This window comes from Rhodoferax sp., assembly GCF_014859475.1.
Taxonomy (GTDB): domain Bacteria; phylum Pseudomonadota; class Gammaproteobacteria; order Burkholderiales; family Burkholderiaceae_C; genus Rhodoferax.
This window is the reverse complement of the sequence record NZ_JACUUE010000018.1, coordinates 12,987-27,752: the sequence shown is the minus strand read 5'-3', so window position 1 is coordinate 27,752 and position 14,766 is coordinate 12,987. Positions and strand designations below refer to the sequence as shown.

Annotated in this window: 18 protein-coding genes and 1 pseudogene; 11 read left to right on the top strand and 8 right to left on the bottom strand. The window is 60.5% G+C overall.

Going from position 1 to position 14,766, the window contains the following annotated elements; translation table 11 throughout:
* The 3 genes from IBX54_RS03215 to IBX54_RS15220 form a co-directional block, all read right to left on the bottom strand.
* Positions 1 to 538, bottom strand: a 538-nt coding sequence (locus tag IBX54_RS03215) for a GNAT family N-acetyltransferase (protein ID WP_296541215.1), incomplete at its 3' end; no start/stop codon positions are given.
* Between the two features lie 206 nt (positions 539 to 744).
* Positions 745 to 1,599 (bottom strand): MoxR family ATPase, encoded by an 855-nt coding sequence (locus IBX54_RS03210; RefSeq protein ID WP_296541214.1) that lies wholly within the window; start codon positions 1,597 to 1,599, stop codon positions 745 to 747.
* Between the two features lie 74 nt (positions 1,600 to 1,673).
* A complete protein-coding gene (locus IBX54_RS15220; protein ID WP_367141798.1) occupies positions 1,674 to 1,934 on the bottom strand; it encodes a hypothetical protein in 261 nt (86 codons plus the stop codon).
* Between IBX54_RS15220 and IBX54_RS15215 the strand changes: the two are divergent.
* Positions 1,929 to 2,018 (top strand): annotated as a pseudogene (locus IBX54_RS15215) (cytochrome c); the annotation flags it as partial. The gene IBX54_RS15220 and the pseudogene IBX54_RS15215 overlap by 6 nt on opposite strands.
* Before the next feature lie 3 nt (positions 2,019 to 2,021).
* A complete protein-coding gene (locus tag IBX54_RS15210; protein WP_367141799.1) occupies positions 2,022 to 2,234 on the top strand; it encodes a cytochrome c in 213 nt (70 codons plus the stop codon).
* Positions 2,235 to 2,316: 82 nt separating this feature from the next.
* On the opposite strand, the gene IBX54_RS03200 is transcribed toward IBX54_RS15210, so the two are convergent.
* Both IBX54_RS03200 and IBX54_RS03195 read right to left on the bottom strand, forming a co-directional pair.
* Positions 2,317 to 2,751, bottom strand: coding sequence for a DUF1841 family protein (locus tag IBX54_RS03200; protein ID WP_296541213.1), 435 nt, complete (start codon positions 2,749 to 2,751; stop codon positions 2,317 to 2,319).
* 28 nt (positions 2,752 to 2,779) lie between these two features.
* Positions 2,780 to 3,436, bottom strand: a complete 657-nt coding sequence (locus IBX54_RS03195) for a trimeric intracellular cation channel family protein (RefSeq protein WP_296541212.1) — start codon at positions 3,434 to 3,436, stop codon at positions 2,780 to 2,782.
* Between the two features lie 23 nt (positions 3,437 to 3,459).
* Here IBX54_RS03195 and IBX54_RS03190 point away from each other — a divergent pair, with 23 nt between their 5' ends.
* Complete coding sequence (locus tag IBX54_RS03190; RefSeq protein WP_296541218.1) at positions 3,460 to 3,669, top strand: hypothetical protein; 210 nt, start codon at positions 3,460 to 3,462, stop codon at positions 3,667 to 3,669.
* Here the strand turns inward: IBX54_RS03190 and IBX54_RS03185 are convergent.
* Positions 3,666 to 6,596, bottom strand: coding sequence for an Rne/Rng family ribonuclease (locus IBX54_RS03185; protein ID WP_296541211.1), 2,931 nt, complete (start codon positions 6,594 to 6,596; stop codon positions 3,666 to 3,668). The two genes, IBX54_RS03190 and IBX54_RS03185, sit on opposite strands and share 4 nt — an antisense overlap.
* A gap of 522 nt (positions 6,597 to 7,118) precedes the next feature.
* Here IBX54_RS03185 and IBX54_RS03180 point away from each other — a divergent pair.
* From IBX54_RS03180 to IBX54_RS03165, 4 genes are read left to right on the top strand one after another with little or no spacing between them, the layout of a single operon-like run.
* Complete coding sequence (locus IBX54_RS03180) at positions 7,119 to 8,144, top strand: RluA family pseudouridine synthase (RefSeq protein ID WP_296541210.1); 1,026 nt, start codon at positions 7,119 to 7,121, stop codon at positions 8,142 to 8,144.
* Between the two features lie 28 nt (positions 8,145 to 8,172).
* Positions 8,173 to 8,832 (top strand): HAD family hydrolase, encoded by a 660-nt coding sequence (locus tag IBX54_RS03175; RefSeq protein WP_296541209.1) that lies wholly within the window; start codon positions 8,173 to 8,175, stop codon positions 8,830 to 8,832.
* A 30-nt stretch (positions 8,833 to 8,862) separates the two neighbouring features.
* Positions 8,863 to 9,228, top strand: coding sequence for a Rieske 2Fe-2S domain-containing protein (locus IBX54_RS03170; RefSeq protein WP_296541208.1), 366 nt, complete (start codon positions 8,863 to 8,865; stop codon positions 9,226 to 9,228).
* Positions 9,229 to 9,231: 3 nt separating this feature from the next.
* On the top strand, positions 9,232 to 10,224 hold the full coding sequence (locus IBX54_RS03165) for a S49 family peptidase (protein WP_296541207.1): 993 nt from the start codon (positions 9,232 to 9,234) through the stop codon (positions 10,222 to 10,224).
* Positions 10,225 to 10,358: 134 nt separating this feature from the next.
* Here the strand turns inward: IBX54_RS03165 and IBX54_RS03160 are convergent, their stop codons facing one another.
* Positions 10,359 to 11,114 carry an SAM-dependent methyltransferase gene (locus tag IBX54_RS03160; RefSeq protein ID WP_296541206.1) on the bottom strand — a complete coding sequence of 252 codons (756 nt, stop codon included), beginning with the start codon at positions 11,112 to 11,114 and terminating at the stop codon, positions 10,359 to 10,361.
* A complete protein-coding gene (locus tag IBX54_RS03155; RefSeq protein ID WP_296541205.1) occupies positions 11,111 to 11,704 on the bottom strand; it encodes a Maf family nucleotide pyrophosphatase in 594 nt (197 codons plus the stop codon). Before IBX54_RS03155 ends, IBX54_RS03160 begins: the two co-directional genes overlap by 4 nt.
* 25 nt (positions 11,705 to 11,729) lie before the next feature.
* Here IBX54_RS03155 and IBX54_RS03150 point away from each other — a divergent pair, with 25 nt between their 5' ends.
* The 4 genes from IBX54_RS03150 to IBX54_RS03135 all read left to right on the top strand — a co-directional run bounded on the left by IBX54_RS03150 (position 11,730) and on the right by IBX54_RS03135 (position 14,721).
* Positions 11,730 to 12,275, top strand: a complete 546-nt coding sequence (locus tag IBX54_RS03150; protein WP_296541204.1) for a YceD family protein — start codon at positions 11,730 to 11,732, stop codon at positions 12,273 to 12,275.
* 118 nt (positions 12,276 to 12,393) lie between these two features.
* Positions 12,394 to 12,576: a 50S ribosomal protein L32 gene (gene rpmF, locus IBX54_RS03145; RefSeq protein WP_296490040.1), complete on the top strand. Its 183-nt coding sequence runs from the start codon at positions 12,394 to 12,396 to the stop codon at positions 12,574 to 12,576.
* A gap of 116 nt (positions 12,577 to 12,692) precedes the next feature.
* On the top strand, positions 12,693 to 13,718 hold the full coding sequence (gene plsX / locus IBX54_RS03140) for a phosphate acyltransferase PlsX (RefSeq protein WP_296541203.1): 1,026 nt from the start codon (positions 12,693 to 12,695) through the stop codon (positions 13,716 to 13,718).
* 25 nt (positions 13,719 to 13,743) lie between these two features.
* Positions 13,744 to 14,721: a beta-ketoacyl-ACP synthase III gene (locus tag IBX54_RS03135; protein ID WP_296541202.1), complete on the top strand. Its 978-nt coding sequence runs from the start codon at positions 13,744 to 13,746 to the stop codon at positions 14,719 to 14,721.
* Positions 14,722 to 14,766: the final 45 nt, after the last annotated feature.

The window sequence follows — 14,766 nt, the reverse complement described above, 5'->3', positions numbered from 1 at the left end:
CGTACGTCATGCTGTACATCACGGTGTCGCGGATGGTGCCGTCGCGGCGCAGGGCATGACCGCGCAGCACACCGTCCTTGCGCGCACCCAGGCGCTCGATGGCAGTTTGCGAGGCAAAGTTGAAGTTGTCAGTTCGCCAGCCCACCACATGGCAGCCGAGCACTTCAAACGCGTGCGTCATCATGAGCAGCTTGCAGGTGCTGTTGACACGGCTGCGCTGCACACTTTTGGCATACCAGGTGTAGCCAATTTCAACCCGCTTGACCGCCGGCAGGATGTCGTGAAAGCTGGTGCTGCCCAGCACCCGGCCGGTGTCAGCGTCAAGCACGGCAAAGGCAAAGCGGTTGCCGGCTTCGCGCATGGCGAGCGCGTCTTCAATGTAGCGGCGCGTGTGCTCGGGTTCCGGCACCGAGGTGACGCGAATGGTCCAGAGCGCCCCGTCAGCGGCTGCCTGGCGCAGGCCGTCTTCGTGCGCCAGCGTCAAAGGGGTCAGCGTGACGCCGTTTTTTTGAAGGATGACTGGTTCAACAAAAGCCATGATGAATCCACTTGAAATTTTTCGGTTTAAGGTTCACGGGCATGCACCAAGTCAGAGCGGCTAGCGTGGCAGGGCCATTGGGCGGCTGACGATTTCTGGTACCCCAGTATGAGGAAGCCGCCCAATGGCCCTGCCACGCGGGTGCAGTGCAATGGGGCTGTTTGCTCGCTCGCAGGCTCGGACGGTTTCACAATGGGCAACATCAGTCACCGGTTGCGGCTCTGCATGAACACCAGCTTTTCAAACAGGCTTACATCCTGTTCATTCTTCAGCAGCGCCCCGACCAGCGGCGGCACCGCCACCTTGTCGTCCTGCGTTTGCAGGGCAGACAGCGGAATGTCCTGCGCCATCAGCAGCTTTAGCCAGTCGAGCAGCTCGCTGGTGGAGGGCTTTTTCTTCAGGCCCGGCAGGTTGCGCACGTCAAAAAAAGTCTTCATGGCGGCACTCAGCAGCTCGGCCTTGAGGCCAGGAAAATGCACATCGACAATCTGCTTCATGGTGGCGGCATCGGGGAACTTGATGTAGTGGAAAAAGCAGCGCCGTAAAAAGGCGTCGGGTAGTTCCTTTTCGTTGTTGGAGGTGATGAACACCAGCGGCCGGTGTTTGGCGCGAATCAGTTCCCGCGTTTCGTAGCAGTAAAACTCCATGCGGTCAATTTCACGCAGCAAGTCGTTGGGAAACTCGATGTCGGCCTTGTCGATCTCGTCAATCAGCAGCGCCACCGGCTGCTCGGCGGTAAAGGCTTGCCACAACACGCCCTTGACAATGTAGTTGTGGATGTTTTTGACCCGCTCACCGCCGTCGATGTCGGCCAGCTGCGAGTCGCGCAGGCGGCTCACCGCGTCGTATTCGTACAAGCCCTGCTGCGCCTTGGTGGTGGACTTGATGTGCCATTGCAGCAGCGGCAAATTGAGCGCGCTGGCCACTTCTTCGGCCAGCATGGTCTTGCCGGTGCCGGGCTCGCCCTTGACCAGCAGCGGGCGCTGCAGCGCGATGGCGGCGTTGACCGACAGCATCAGGTCGTCAGTGGCGATGTAACTCTCAGTGCCTTGGAATTTCATGGTGTCTGGAAAAAATTGAAGCGTGAATGTCTGCCTGACGCAGTTTTTAGGGTGTCAAGCGGGAAATATCGGGTTTACGCCATATTCGCTGCGCTTGGTGGCTTTCTATAATTAGCTTGATATTTATCAAATTCAAAAACGCCTGTTACGAATTGTCTTAGCAAAATAAAAAAATTTCTGTTGACTGTGTCGGCTTTGGCTTTAACCTGTGCAAGCACCACGAGCGTATATGCGCAAGACATCCGGGGTGAGGCGACGCCGGTGCCACCAAGAATGCGTTGTGCATTGGCTGCCATGGCATTCAAGGCTACCACATCGGGTTTCCAGAAGTGCACAAGGTGCCCAAAATTTCAGGTCAGGGAGCCGGCTATATCCGTGCCGCCTTGCATGCATACAAGGCGGGTGATCGCAAGCATCCGTCCATGCGCACGCTTGCCGCCGGCCTGAGCGATCAAGACATTGCTGACCTGGCTGCCTACTATGAATCCAGCGGCAGCGGCGTCAATCTGCCTGCCACGGCGGCGCAGGGTTCTGGCAAAGCGGCTGAGTTGATGGCCAAAGGCGGCTGCACCTCATGCCACGGGGCCAATCTGAGCAAGCCGATATTGCCGTGCAATTTTCCGATAAGGAAATGAAGGTATTGGCCGACCATGTGGCCAGCCTGCCCGGCGAAATACAGACGGTACAGCGCAGCCGTATCAAATAACCAGATTGCGTTCAGTCGCGGGTGGCATGGCGCTGCATGCTGGCCACATAAATCTGGCCATCGGGCGGCTGGCCGCTTTGCTGGCTGTCCCAAAGCATCTGCCCCAAATACTCCATGGCCACATGGTGCGCGTCGTGCAGCGAATCGAGCCGGTGCGTGAGCAACTCAACCGCCTGGCGAATGCCGCGCGGCTGGTCAATGCTGCATTGCTCGGTGATCGACAAGTGCATCGACAAATGCAAAAAACAGCTGGTTTGGCTGTCTTCGGGCTGATCCACGGCGGCCAGTGCCGCCTTCACATTGGCAAGCTCGGCGTGGTACTCGGGGTGTTCGTCAATCCACAGGCTGGCGATGGTCTCGATCGCCTCCATGGCCTGGCCCGTTTGGGCCTTGGCATAAACCGTGCAAAAAAATCGGCGAACGTCGGCTTTGGATGGATTGAACATGATGACGCGCATTGTCGCCTGCGTCGGCTCAATCGAGCTGCCAGGCCGGCAATTGCCAGTTGCGCCAGACGGCCAAACCGCGCAAGCCGACCGTGATCGTGATACAGGCAAGCAAAGCCAGCCAGCCCGGCGCGTCCAGTTGCCACAAGCCCACATAGGCCCAGCCACCGATAAAAGCGCAGACCGCATAGGGGCGGTGGTCGCTAAAGGCCGTCGGAATCTCGTTGCAGACAATGTCGCGCAGCACGCCGCCAAAGACCCCGGTGATCAGGCCCATCAGCACCGCCACCAGCGCGGGCATGCCGCTCAGCAATGCCTGATGTACGCCGGTGGCGGTAAACAGGCCCAGCCCCAGCGCGTCGGGCCATTCGATGGCCTTGCGCGTCAAAGCAAAATGGTGACTGCGCAAAAACAGCATGGCCAACATGCACAGTGCCAGCACGCCCCACAGCATTTCCATGTGGCGCACCCAGAAAAACGGCCGCACGTCCAGCAGCAAGTCGCGCAGCGTGCCGCCGCCAAAGGCTGCCAAAAAGCCCACCATGCACACGCCCACCGCATCCAGGCGCTTTTGCGCGGCCACCAGAACCCCCGACAATGCAAACGCCGCCGTCCCAGCGAGTTCCACCATGAGCCGCAGGGTTTCACCCCACAGTTGAATGTTGTCGATGTTTGCGCTGTTCATCCCCGAATTGTCACACCATGGTCTTGCCTGAAACCTTTCCCTTCATCACCGACCCCTTTTTTTACGCCGTCACCATTCCCGCCGTGCTGCTGCTGGGGGTGAGTAAAAGCGGCTTTGGTGCGGACTTTGGTTCGCTGGCGCTGCCGATGATGGCGGTGCGTGTCGGACTGACCGTTGCGGGCATGAAAAAGGGCACCCTCGGGTGCCCTTTGACCAGCCTGGTCAGGCCTTAAGCTTCTTCAGTCTGCTCAAACGGAAGTTTCTGCTCGCGCAGGTCGCGCTTGGTTTCCACCATCACCAGCGGCTTTTCGTCCAGCACCGGTAGCGGCGGACGCGCGCGCGGCACGTGCACAGGCTTGGGCGCGGCTGCAATGGTGGCTTGTACCGATGCCACTTTGCTTGCATCCGATTGCACCCATTGCAGACCGGATTGTTCGGCCACTTGCGCCAATTCGTCTAACGGCAGGGTAAAGGCTTGCACGGCTGGCATGGCTGCCAGCTTGGGCTCGGGCTTGGCCGCAGGAGCGGGTGCTGGCGTTGGCACAACGGTGGCTACCGGCACGGGCACTGGCGTCGCAGCGGCCACGGCCCGGGGCGCCGTTGTCAGGGGCTGGGCCGACTCCGGCATCGCATCAAGGGCAGTCTCGAGCGGCGCAGTGGGTGCGGGCAGCACAGGCGCCGCTGCAGCGGGTACTGGCTGGCTGCTCGGCGTTGGCACGCTGAAATAAGACTTGCGTGCTGGTTCCTGCTCCGTGCCCGTGTCAGCTTCGGTGGCTTGGGCTTCCTGGCTTGGCAGATTGGCCGACTCGCTTCGCTCGGCGCGGTCGGTGCGGGGTTTGCGGTCGCGGCCATAGCGGTCACGCGAACGCTTTTCCCTCTGGCCATTGCCTTCTTCACGGGGCGCGTTGTCGGCACCGGCTTGATCGGTCATGGCAGCAGAAGCTTCTGCGCTAACCGTTGCCAGGTTGGCGCCGCCCTCGTCGGGGCGAAGTTCTTCTGTCGGGCGGGGCGCGCGTTCCGGGCGCCGTTCATTGCGGCCGCCGCGCTCGCTACGGGGCGGGCGATCACCGCGCTCAGCATTGCGGCCACCGCGCTCGGGGCGCTGTTCTGCGCGCCCCGTTGCCTCTTGCAGGTTGACCGCGGTCTGCTTGTCGGGGCTTGCATTGCCGGCGTCAAGCGGGCTGTGTTGCTCGGACCTGTCTTTGCCGGCGCTGTTGCGATCCGGGCGGCGATTGCCACTGCGACCCTCACCTCGGCCCGTGCGGCCGTCCCGGCCCTCAGGGCGTGGACCTCGTCCTTCGGGGCGACCTTCGCTCCGACCTTCCGGGCGGCGCGCACCTTCCCGGCCAGGGCGGCCTTCGCGCGGGGCACGCGTTTCGTCTTTGGCTGCCACTGGCGTGGCTGGTGTAACTGGCGCGGCTGGGCCGCCGAACAGGTTTTTGAGCCAGCCAAAAAAGCCCTTTTCAGCCACGGCAGGTGCCGCTGCAACCGATTTGGCGGCGCGCGCGGCCGGGGTCGGCTTGACGGGTTCTGGCTGGACTGGGGCCACGGGTGCCGGGACATCGGGCAACACACCCTTGATCACCGGGGTTTGCCTGTTGGTGGGCTCTTGTGAGCGTCGTGTGACGGCCGTGGCCTCCTCGACTTCGTCTGCCATTTTGTAGCTGGCTTCAATGTTGTCCAGGCGCGGGTCGTCGTGTTTCAGGCGCTCCAGCCGGTAGTTGGGCGTTTCCAGCGACTTGTTGGGCACCATGATCACGTTGATGCGCTGCTTGAGTTCGATCTTGGCGATTTCGGTACGCTTTTCATTGAGCAGGAAAGAGGCGACCTCGACTGGCACCTGGCACAGCACTGATGCGGTGCTGTCTTTCAGCGACTCTTCCTGGATGATGCGCAAAATTTGCAGCGCGCTCGATTCGGTGTCGCGGATGTGGCCTGAGCCACCGCAGCGCGGGCACGGGATGGAAGCACCTTCACTGAGTGCCGGACGCAGCCGCTGGCGGCTCATCTCCATCAGGCCGAATTTGCTGATAACGCCAAACTGCACGCGGGCGCGGTCTTGGCGCAGCGCTTCACGCAGGCGGCTTTCCACTTCGCGGCGGTTGCGGCTTTCTTCCATGTCGATGAAGTCGATCACGATCAGGCCGCCGAGGTCGCGCAACCGCGCCTGACGCGCCACTTCGTCGGCGGCTTCCAGGTTGGTGCGGGTGGCGGTTTCCTCGATGTCGCCGCCTTTGATGGCGCGCGCCGAGTTGACATCAACGCTGACCAGCGCTTCGGTGTGGTCGATCACGATGGCACCGCCGCTGGGCAGCGTGACCATGCGGGCGTAGGCCGACTCGATCTGGTGCTCGATCTGGAAGCGGCTGAACAACGGGGCATCGTCGCGGTAACGTTTGACGCGTGCGGCATGCTCGGGCATGACGTGCGCCATGAACTGCTGGGCCTGTTCATAGACGTCGTCGGTGTCGATCAGGATGTCGCCAATGTCGTGGTTGAAGTAGTCGCGAATGGCGCGAATCACCAGGCTGGATTCCTGGTAAATCAGAAAAGCCCCCTTGCCGCCCTTGGCTGCGCCGTCAATGGCAGCCCATAATTTAAGCAGGTAGTTCAGGTCCCATTGCAGCTCAGGTGCTGCGCGGCCAATGCCTGCGGTGCGCGCTATGATGCTCATGCCGTTGGGGTATTCCAACTGGTCCATGTTTTCCTTGAGCTCGGCCCGGTCTTCACCTTCAATGCGACGGCTGACACCACCGCCACGCGGGTTGTTGGGCATCAAGACCACATAGCGACCGGCCAGCGACACAAAGGTGGTGAGCGCAGCGCCCTTGTTGCCGCGCTCTTCCTTTTCGACCTGCACCAGCAGTTCCTGACCTTCCTTGATGGCGTCCTGGATGCGCGCCTGGCTGGCGCTCACACCGGGCTGGAAATACTGTTTTGAGATTTCCTTGAACGGCAAAAAGCCGTGGCGCTCTTCGCCGTAATCGACAAAGCAGGCTTCCAGCGACGGCTCGACGCGCGTCACTACGGCTTTGTAAATGTTGCCCTTGCGCTGCTCGCAGCCTTCAATTTCGATTTCGTAGTCGAGCAGTTTTTGGCCATCGACAATGGCGAGGCGGCGTTCTTCGGCCTGCGTCGCGTTGATCAGCATCCTTTTCATGGGTAGCGTTCTTTCAATTCAAATATCTACAAACAAGCTCATGACGAGCATGGATACACGAACTGACGCTTTGAAACGAGGAGGAAACAGCCGGAGAACGCAGACTCAGGTTTTGGGTCTGGGTGTGGGCGCGTGGATGGGAGCGATCGGGATGGGTGTTAAATTTGCTATTGATAAAATAGCTTTATACGTCCGTTGAACGGGCGCTGATGCCTGACGCATGCCAAAGCACAGCGCGGTTGGGCGCTGCAGGCAAATCCACATCAGGTTCATCAACACAAACATATCGCTTCATTCCATTCACAGCACGGGTCTGTGAATTTTGGGTATTCCGATTCAGGGTTTCAATGCGTCGTTTTGACCGTTTACCTGGCCTGCCATGACGACCGGGTGGGCAGCCAATTGCGGGGAAAGTAGCGGGCGGTATCGACTTTGCTGGCGGGGCAGGAGGCGCGTGAACTAAACTTCACCGCCTTGAAGACTTAACAATTAGTTAAATCAACCACTTACAACAACCCGCCAGTGAAACCAATTATAGAGGGCAAACCCTCCGCGCCCGCGCCCGAGGTCAAAACCGTTTGCATCGATGAGGACAGCGCGGGCCAGCGGGTGGACAATTTTTTGATCCGCCACCTCAAAGGGGTGCCCAAAACCCACATTTACCGCATGATCCGCAGCGGCGAGGTACGCGTCAACAAGGGCCGCATTCAGGCTGACACCCGGCTCAACGCGGGCGACTTGCTGCGCGTGCCACCGGTACGCATTTCCGAGCGGGTGGCAGAAAAGGCGCAGGCCATGGCGCATGGCGCCCTGCGCGGCGTGCCCGCGCGCGACTTTGCCGTATTGTTCGAAGACGAGCACCTGCTGGTGATCAACAAGCCCGCCGGCGTGGCGGTGCATGGCGGCTCGGGCGTGAGTTTTGGCGTGATCGAGCAATTGCGCATGGCGCGCCCGCAGGCCAGGTTTCTGGAGTTGGTGCACCGGTTGGACCGCGAAACCAGTGGCATCTTGCTGGTGGCCAAAAAACGCAGTGCACTGAAAAACCTGCAAGACCAGTTCCGTGCGCGCCAGACCGACAAAACCTACCTGGCCATGGTGCGCGGCGCCTGGCCAGCCAAGCTCAAGGTGCTCGACAAACCGCTGCACAAGTATTTGCTGGGCGGCGCGGACAAGCAGGCGGGCGAGCGCCGCGTCAAGGTGGTGGCGCGCGACGACGCCGATGGCATGCCGTCCTTGACCCTGGTCAAGGTGCGCGAACATCTGCCTGAAGGCAGTTTGCTGGAGGTGACCATCAAAACCGGCCGCACTCACCAGATCCGGGTGCATCTGGCCAGCGAAGGCTATCCGATCTTGGGCGACGACAAGTACGGCGACTTCGATCTCAACAAGCAACTCGCCAGCGCAGGCAGCAAATCCGCGCTCAAACGCATGTTTTTGCATGCCTGGCGTTTGCAGTTCAATCACCCTGTCAGTGGTGAGCGGTTGCAAATCGTGGCAGAGTTACCGCCCGAGCTGGCGCAATTTTCTTCATCTTTTTCTTCACCATGAGCCGGTTGGCTCCTGAACACCCACCTTTATGAACTCACGACGTTTTGATTTGATCGCCTTTGACTGGGATGGCACCTTGTTCGACTCCACCGCCATCATTGCCCGCTGCATCCAGGCCGCCGTGCTTGATGTGGGCGGCCAAAAACCCAGCGACGAGGCGGCCTCCTTTGTCATTGGCATGGGCTTGATGAATGCGCTGGCCCACGCCGCCCCGGATGTGCCCAAGGAGCGCTACCCGCTGCTGGGCGACCGCTACCGCCACCATTACTTTGCCATTCAGCATGAAATCAACCTGTTCGAGGGTGTGCTGCCGATGCTGGCTGAACTGAAGTCGCGCGGCCACCTGCTGGTGGTGGCCACCGGCAAAAGCCGCCGCGGGCTCGATGAGGCTTTGGCCACTTCGACGCTGGCGGGCACTTTCGACGCCTCGCGCACCGCCGACCAAACCGCCGGCAAGCCCGACCCGCTGATGCTGCATGAACTGATGACCGAGTTCGACGTGCCGCCTGAGCGCACCCTGATGATTGGCGACACCACGCACGACCTGCAAATGGCGCTCAACGCGGGCTGCGCCAGCGTTGGCGTGAGCTATGGTGCGCACGAGCCCGAGGCCTTTGTCGCGCTCAAGCCGCTGATGGTGGCGAACGACGTGGCCCAACTGCATGACTGGCTGCGCGTGCATGCCTGAAGGCTGGTTCATGAACAAGTCCTGAGCGCCATGACGACGCAGGCAATTTCTCTTTGTTGCTCTGAAGCGCTGCTTGACAGCGGTTTGGCCGTGCCTTTCGAGGTGCGCTATCTCGGACAAAACAACGCTGCCTTTGCGGTGCGCTACCTTGGCCGGGTTCATGCCTATCTGAACCGTTGCAGCCATGTGCCGATGGAAATGGATTACCAGCCCAACCAGTTTTTTGACCTCACCGGGCACTGGCTGATGTGCGCCACCCACGGTGCCACCTATGAACCGCAAACCGGCCGTTGCCGCATGGGCCCGTGCCGGGGTGGTTTGGTGAAAATTGAGGTGTCGGAAAGTCAGGGCGTGGTGTACTGGCATACTTCAAGTCAAATTCAACTTGCAAATTAATTTATGAACGACACCGACAACGATGGCCCCAAGCTGGCCGGTGCAGCCACTGATGCTGCCCCGAAGGAGAGCCGAAGTTGGGAGCGCGCCACGCTGGAAAAACTCGCATTTGCCGCCTTGCATGAGCAGCGCCTGGCGCGGCGCTGGCGCACGTTTGTGCGGCTGACCTGGTTGCTGTTTTTTGCGGCACTGGTGTGGCTGGCATTTGACCAGGGTATTTCCAACCCGAATGTATCTACCCCGCACACCGCGGTGATTGAGATCAAGGGCGAGATTGCCTCCGATGCCGAGGCCAGTGCCGAGCTGATCCTCGCCGCGGCGCGCGCGGCGTTTGAAGACGTTGGTGCCCAGGCGGTGCTGCTGCTGATCAATTCACCGGGTGGCAGTCCGGTGCAGGCGGGCATCATCAACGACGAGATCAAACGCCTCAAGGCGCTGTACAACAAACCGGTTTACGCCGTGGTGGAAGAGTCGGCTGCGTCGGCCGCCTATTACATTGCGGTATCGGCTGACAAGATTTTTGTTGACAAGGCCAGCATCGTCGGCAGCATTGGCGTGCTGATGGACGGCTTTGGTTTCACCGGCCTGATGGACAAGCTTGGTGTCGAGCGCCGGCTCATGACGGCGGGCGAGAACAAGGGTTTTCTGGACCCGTTCAGCCCTCAAACTGAAACGCAGCGCGCGTTTGCGCAGGCCATGCTCAATCAGATTCACCAGCAGTTCATCACTGTGGTGAAAGATGGGCGCGGCGAGCGCCTGAAAGAAACGCCCGCGACTTTCAGCGGCCTGTTCTGGAGTGGCCAGCAAGCTGTGGAGATGGGGCTGGCAGACCAGTTGGGCAGCTTGGACTACGTGGCGCGTGAAGTGATCAAGGCCGAAGACATCATCGACTACACCCGCCGCGACAATGTGGCCGAGCGCCTGGCCAAGCGTTTTGGCGTGGCAGTAGGTGCGGGTGCCATGAGCGCCTTCAGGTCAGCCGCCAGCCTGCGTTGAACCTGGATTCCTCAGTTGGACGCGCTTTCACCCAAAAGGTGAACGTGATCGAAGTCACTTTTTCTCATCATTTCAATGCCTTATCGAAGTTTTCAAGCGGTCAACGGAGGAATCCAGGTTGAAGCCTTGTCCGGTCAGCGCCCGATGGCAAACACCGCCGGTGTCGCGTTGTCGAGCGGCGCGGGCAAGTGCTTCCAGTTCTTGATGTTGTCGCTGGTAATGCTGGCCCCGGCAAGCGTCAGTCCGCAACTGATGGCCAGGCGCGTGTTGTGCTGCAGGGTGTTCAGCAGCGACTGCAACATGGCCAGATTGCGGTAAGGCGTCTCGATGAAAAGCTGGGTTTGGCCGCTCTTGAGCGCCAGCGCTTCGAGTTCGCGGATGCGCTGCACGCGTTCCTGCGGGTTTTGCGGCAAGTAGCCGACAAAGGCGAAATTCTGCCCGTTCAGGCCGCTCGCAGCCAGCGCCAGCAGCAGCGACACCGGGCCCACCAGCGGCACCACCCTGATGCCGAGTTCATGGGCAGCGCGCACCACCGACGCGCCAGGGTCAGCCACGGCGGGCATGCCGGCCTCGCTGAGCAGCCCCATGTTGTGACCGTCAAGCGCGGGTTTAAGTAGCGCGCGGGCGTCGAAGTTGCCGTTGTGGTCGCCCTTTTTGTGCACTTCGCGCGGCAGCTCCACCAGCGATTGCGCCTGAATGGGCTGGCACAACGGCACGACTTCGTTGACGCGTTTGAGGTAGGCGCGCGCCGACTTGGCGTTTTCGCAGACCCAGTGCGCCAGACTGGCGGCCACGGTGATGGTGCCCATCGGCATGGTGGTTTGCAGCGCTGCGCTCTGGGCGCAGCCAAAGTCGAGCGGTGCGGGCACCAGGTAGAGCCGGCCTTTCATAACACCTTGAGCCCGGCGGCTTCGAGCAGATGACAGGTGCGAATCAGCGGCAAACCCATCAGCGCGGTCGGGTCGTCGTTGTCGATGCGCGCCAGCAGGGCGATGCCCAGCCCTTCGCTTTTGGCGCTGCCGGCGCAGTCGTAGGGCTTTTCTGCCAGCAAGTAGCTCTCAATCTGATCATCGGTCAAATCCCTGAATAGAACGCTGACTTGTGCCAACTCGGTTTTGGCAAAACCGCTGGCTTGGCACACCACGGCGACAGCCGTCTGAAAGACCACCGTCTGGCCGCGCATGCGCTGCAATTGCGCCATCGCGCGCGCATGGGTGCCAGGTTTGCCCAGCGCCTCGCCATTGAGGTCGGCCACCTGGTCGGAGCCAATGACGACGCACTCAGGGTGCTGGGCGGCCACTGCCTGCGCTTTGGCCAACGCCAGTCGGCGGGCCAGCGACTCGGGCAACTCATGGGGCAGGGCGGCTTCATCAACATCGGGGGCGATCACGTCAAAAGGCAGCCGCAGCCGCGCTAGCAAATGGCGGCGGTAAATCGAGGTGGAGGCCAGGATCAAGGGGCGGGGTTGAAAAATCGTCATGCCCTGATTCTCTTACACTGCGCGCATGAGTGAATTCCAACGCCCCCCCAAAATTGATGTCAAGCAGGTCGGCCTGGCTTCGCAACAGCTCGCTGGCCATGATTTGCTCCTGAATTACCAGCGATTGCTGGCTGAAACCAATGGGCTTGGCGCACAGAATGGCCTGGACTGGGCGGTGCGCGGTGGCCTGCAGCCTGATCAGACGGGGCAGCTGCAAGCCTGGCTGCACTTGCGCGTGCGTGTGAGCCTGCCCCTGACTTGCCAGCGCTGCCTCGGCCCGGTGGATGTGCCGCTGCAGATTGAGCGCTCTTTCCGCTTTGTCGAGACCGAGGCGCAGGCCGAACTGGAGGACGATGCCTCGGTTGAGGATGTGCTGGTGCTGAGCCATGACTTTGACCTGGCAGCATTGATCGAGGATGAGGTGTTGATGGACCTGCCGGTGGTGCCGCGCCATGAATCCTGCCCCTTGCCCGTCAAATTGACGGCTGTCGATGCTGATTTTGAAGCGGTGCAGCCCAAGCCCAACCCGTTCGCGGTGTTGGCCGGCCTGAAACTTCCCGGCAAGCGCTGATCGCTTAAAAGCGCAGTGTCTTGGGTTATACTGTGCGGCTTCGCGCATGACGACATGCGCTTTCTCATCATCCCTTTTCGCTGCCGCTCTGGCAGCTTATAGCTTTAAGGAGCGGAACATGGCCGTCCAACAAAACAAGAAGTCACCTTCCAAGCGCGGTATGCACCGTTCGCACAACGCTTTGGTGGTTCCTGGTATCGCTGTGGAAGCGACCACTGGCGAAACACACCTGCGTCACCACATTAGCCCCAACGGTTTTTACCGTGGCCGCCAGGTGATCAAGAGCAAGTCTGAAGCCTAAAGTATTTCAGTCACCCAAGGCCCGGGGCTACCCATTGCGTAGTCCCGGGCCTTTGCTTTTTCAAGTCTGAACTGCGTTGGACTTGGCATTGAGCTTTGTTGGGTGACCGCATATTCATGATCACTATTGCTGTTGACTGTATGGGGGGCGACCATGGCCCTGAGGTCACGCTGCCAGCGTGTTCCCGCTTTCTGGATCAACACCCTGATGTGCAACTGATCCTGGTGGGTTTGCCGCAAAGCATGGCCGATTACGCTCACATGCGCGCAAGCGTGGTGCTGGCCAGCGAGGTGGTCACCATGGACGACCCGCTGGAAGTCGCGCTGCGGCGCAAAAAAGACTCGTCGATGCGCGTGGCCATCATGCAGGTGAAAGACGGCGCTGCCCAGGCGGTGGTTTCGGCGGGCAATACCGGTGCCTTGATGGCGATTTCGCGCTATCTGCTGAAAACCCTTGACGGCATTGACCGCCCCGCCATCGCCGGACAAATCCCCAACGCCCGGGGCCACGCCACCACGGTGCTTGACATGGGTGCCAATGTGGATTGCACGGCCGAGCATTTGCTGCAGTTTGCAGTCATGGGGTCGGCGCTGGTGTCGGTGCTCAGCGGCGAAGACAATCCCACTGTGGGCCTGCTCAACATTGGCGAAGAAGCCATCAAGGGTAACGAAGTCATCAAAAAAGCCGGCGAGTTGCTGCGCGCTGCCGGCAAGGCGGGCGACCTGAATTTTTATGGCAATGTTGAAGGCAATGACATCTTCAAGGGCACAGCCGACATTGTGGTGTGCGACGGTTTTGTCGGCAATGTGGCGCTCAAGGCCAGTGAAGGTTTGGCTGGCATGATTGTCGATTTCCTCAAAAAAGAGTTTTCGCGCAACATCTTCACCAAGCTGTCCGCCATGGCGGCCTATCCGGTGATTGCCGCCCTCAAGAAGCGCATGGACCATCGGCGTTACAACGGCGGTGCGCTGCTGGGCTTGCGCGGGCTGGTATTCAAGAGCCACGGCTCGGCCGACGAACTGGCTTTTGGCTTCGCCCTGGCGCGGGCGTATGATGCAGCCCGCAATAATCTGCTGGATCGTGTCCGGGTTCGGATCGCCCATGCAGCCCCTCTTTTGGCCACCAATGACGTTCCGGTCTAACTTGCAACACCCTCCGGTTTGATCCATGAAACTCTATTCCCGTATTACCGGCACCGGTAGCTATTTGCCGCCGCGACGCCTCACCAATGCCGACCTGGTCGCTGAACTTGCCGCTCAGGGCGTCGAGTCCAGCGACGAGTGGATCGTTGAGCGCACCGGCATTCGCGCCCGCCATTTTGCCGATGCCGGTGTTGTCAGCAGTGATTTGGCACTGGTGGCGGCCCGCAATGCCTTGCAGGCGGCAGCTGTCGATGCCAAAGACCTCGACCTGATCATCGTGGCCACCTCCACGCCCGACATGGTGTTTCCCTCCACCGCTTGTATTTTGCAGAACAAGCTGGGCAACCATGGCGCGCCCGCATTTGACGTGCAGGCGGTGTGTTGTGGCTTTATTTATGCGCTGACATTGGCCGATGCCATGATTCGCACCGGGGCGGTCAAGAAAGCCCTGGTGGTTGGCGCCGAAGTGTTTTCACGCATCCTGGACTTCAAGGACCGCACTACCTGTGTGCTGTTTGGCGACGGTGCCGGGGCGGTGGTGCTGCAAGCCTCCAGCACGCCGGGTATTTTGGCCACCGACCTCCATGCCGATGGTCAACATGTCGATATATTGTGCGTGCCAGGGCAAGTCTGCGGTGGCCAGATTCTGGGTGATCCGCTGTTGCGCATGGACGGACAAGCGGTGTTCAAGCTGGCGGTAGGCGTGCTCGACGAAGCCGCCCGGGCGGTATTGACCAAAGCAGACATGGCCGCCACCGAGGTGGACTGGCTGGTGCCGCACCAGGCCAACATCCGCATCATGCAAAGCACGGCGCGCAAGCTCAAGTTGCCCATGGACAAGGTGGTGGTCACAGTCGATCAGCATGGCAACACGTCGGCCGCGTCGGTGGGGTTGGCGCTCGATACTGCCGTGCGCAGTGGCCAGGTGCAGGCGGGTCAGACGCTGCTGCTCGAAGCGGTGGGCGGCGGCTTTACCTGGGGCGCAGTGCTGCTCAAGCTGTAGCTCGATTGCATTTGACATTTATTTTTTATTCATTGACAAAAACAT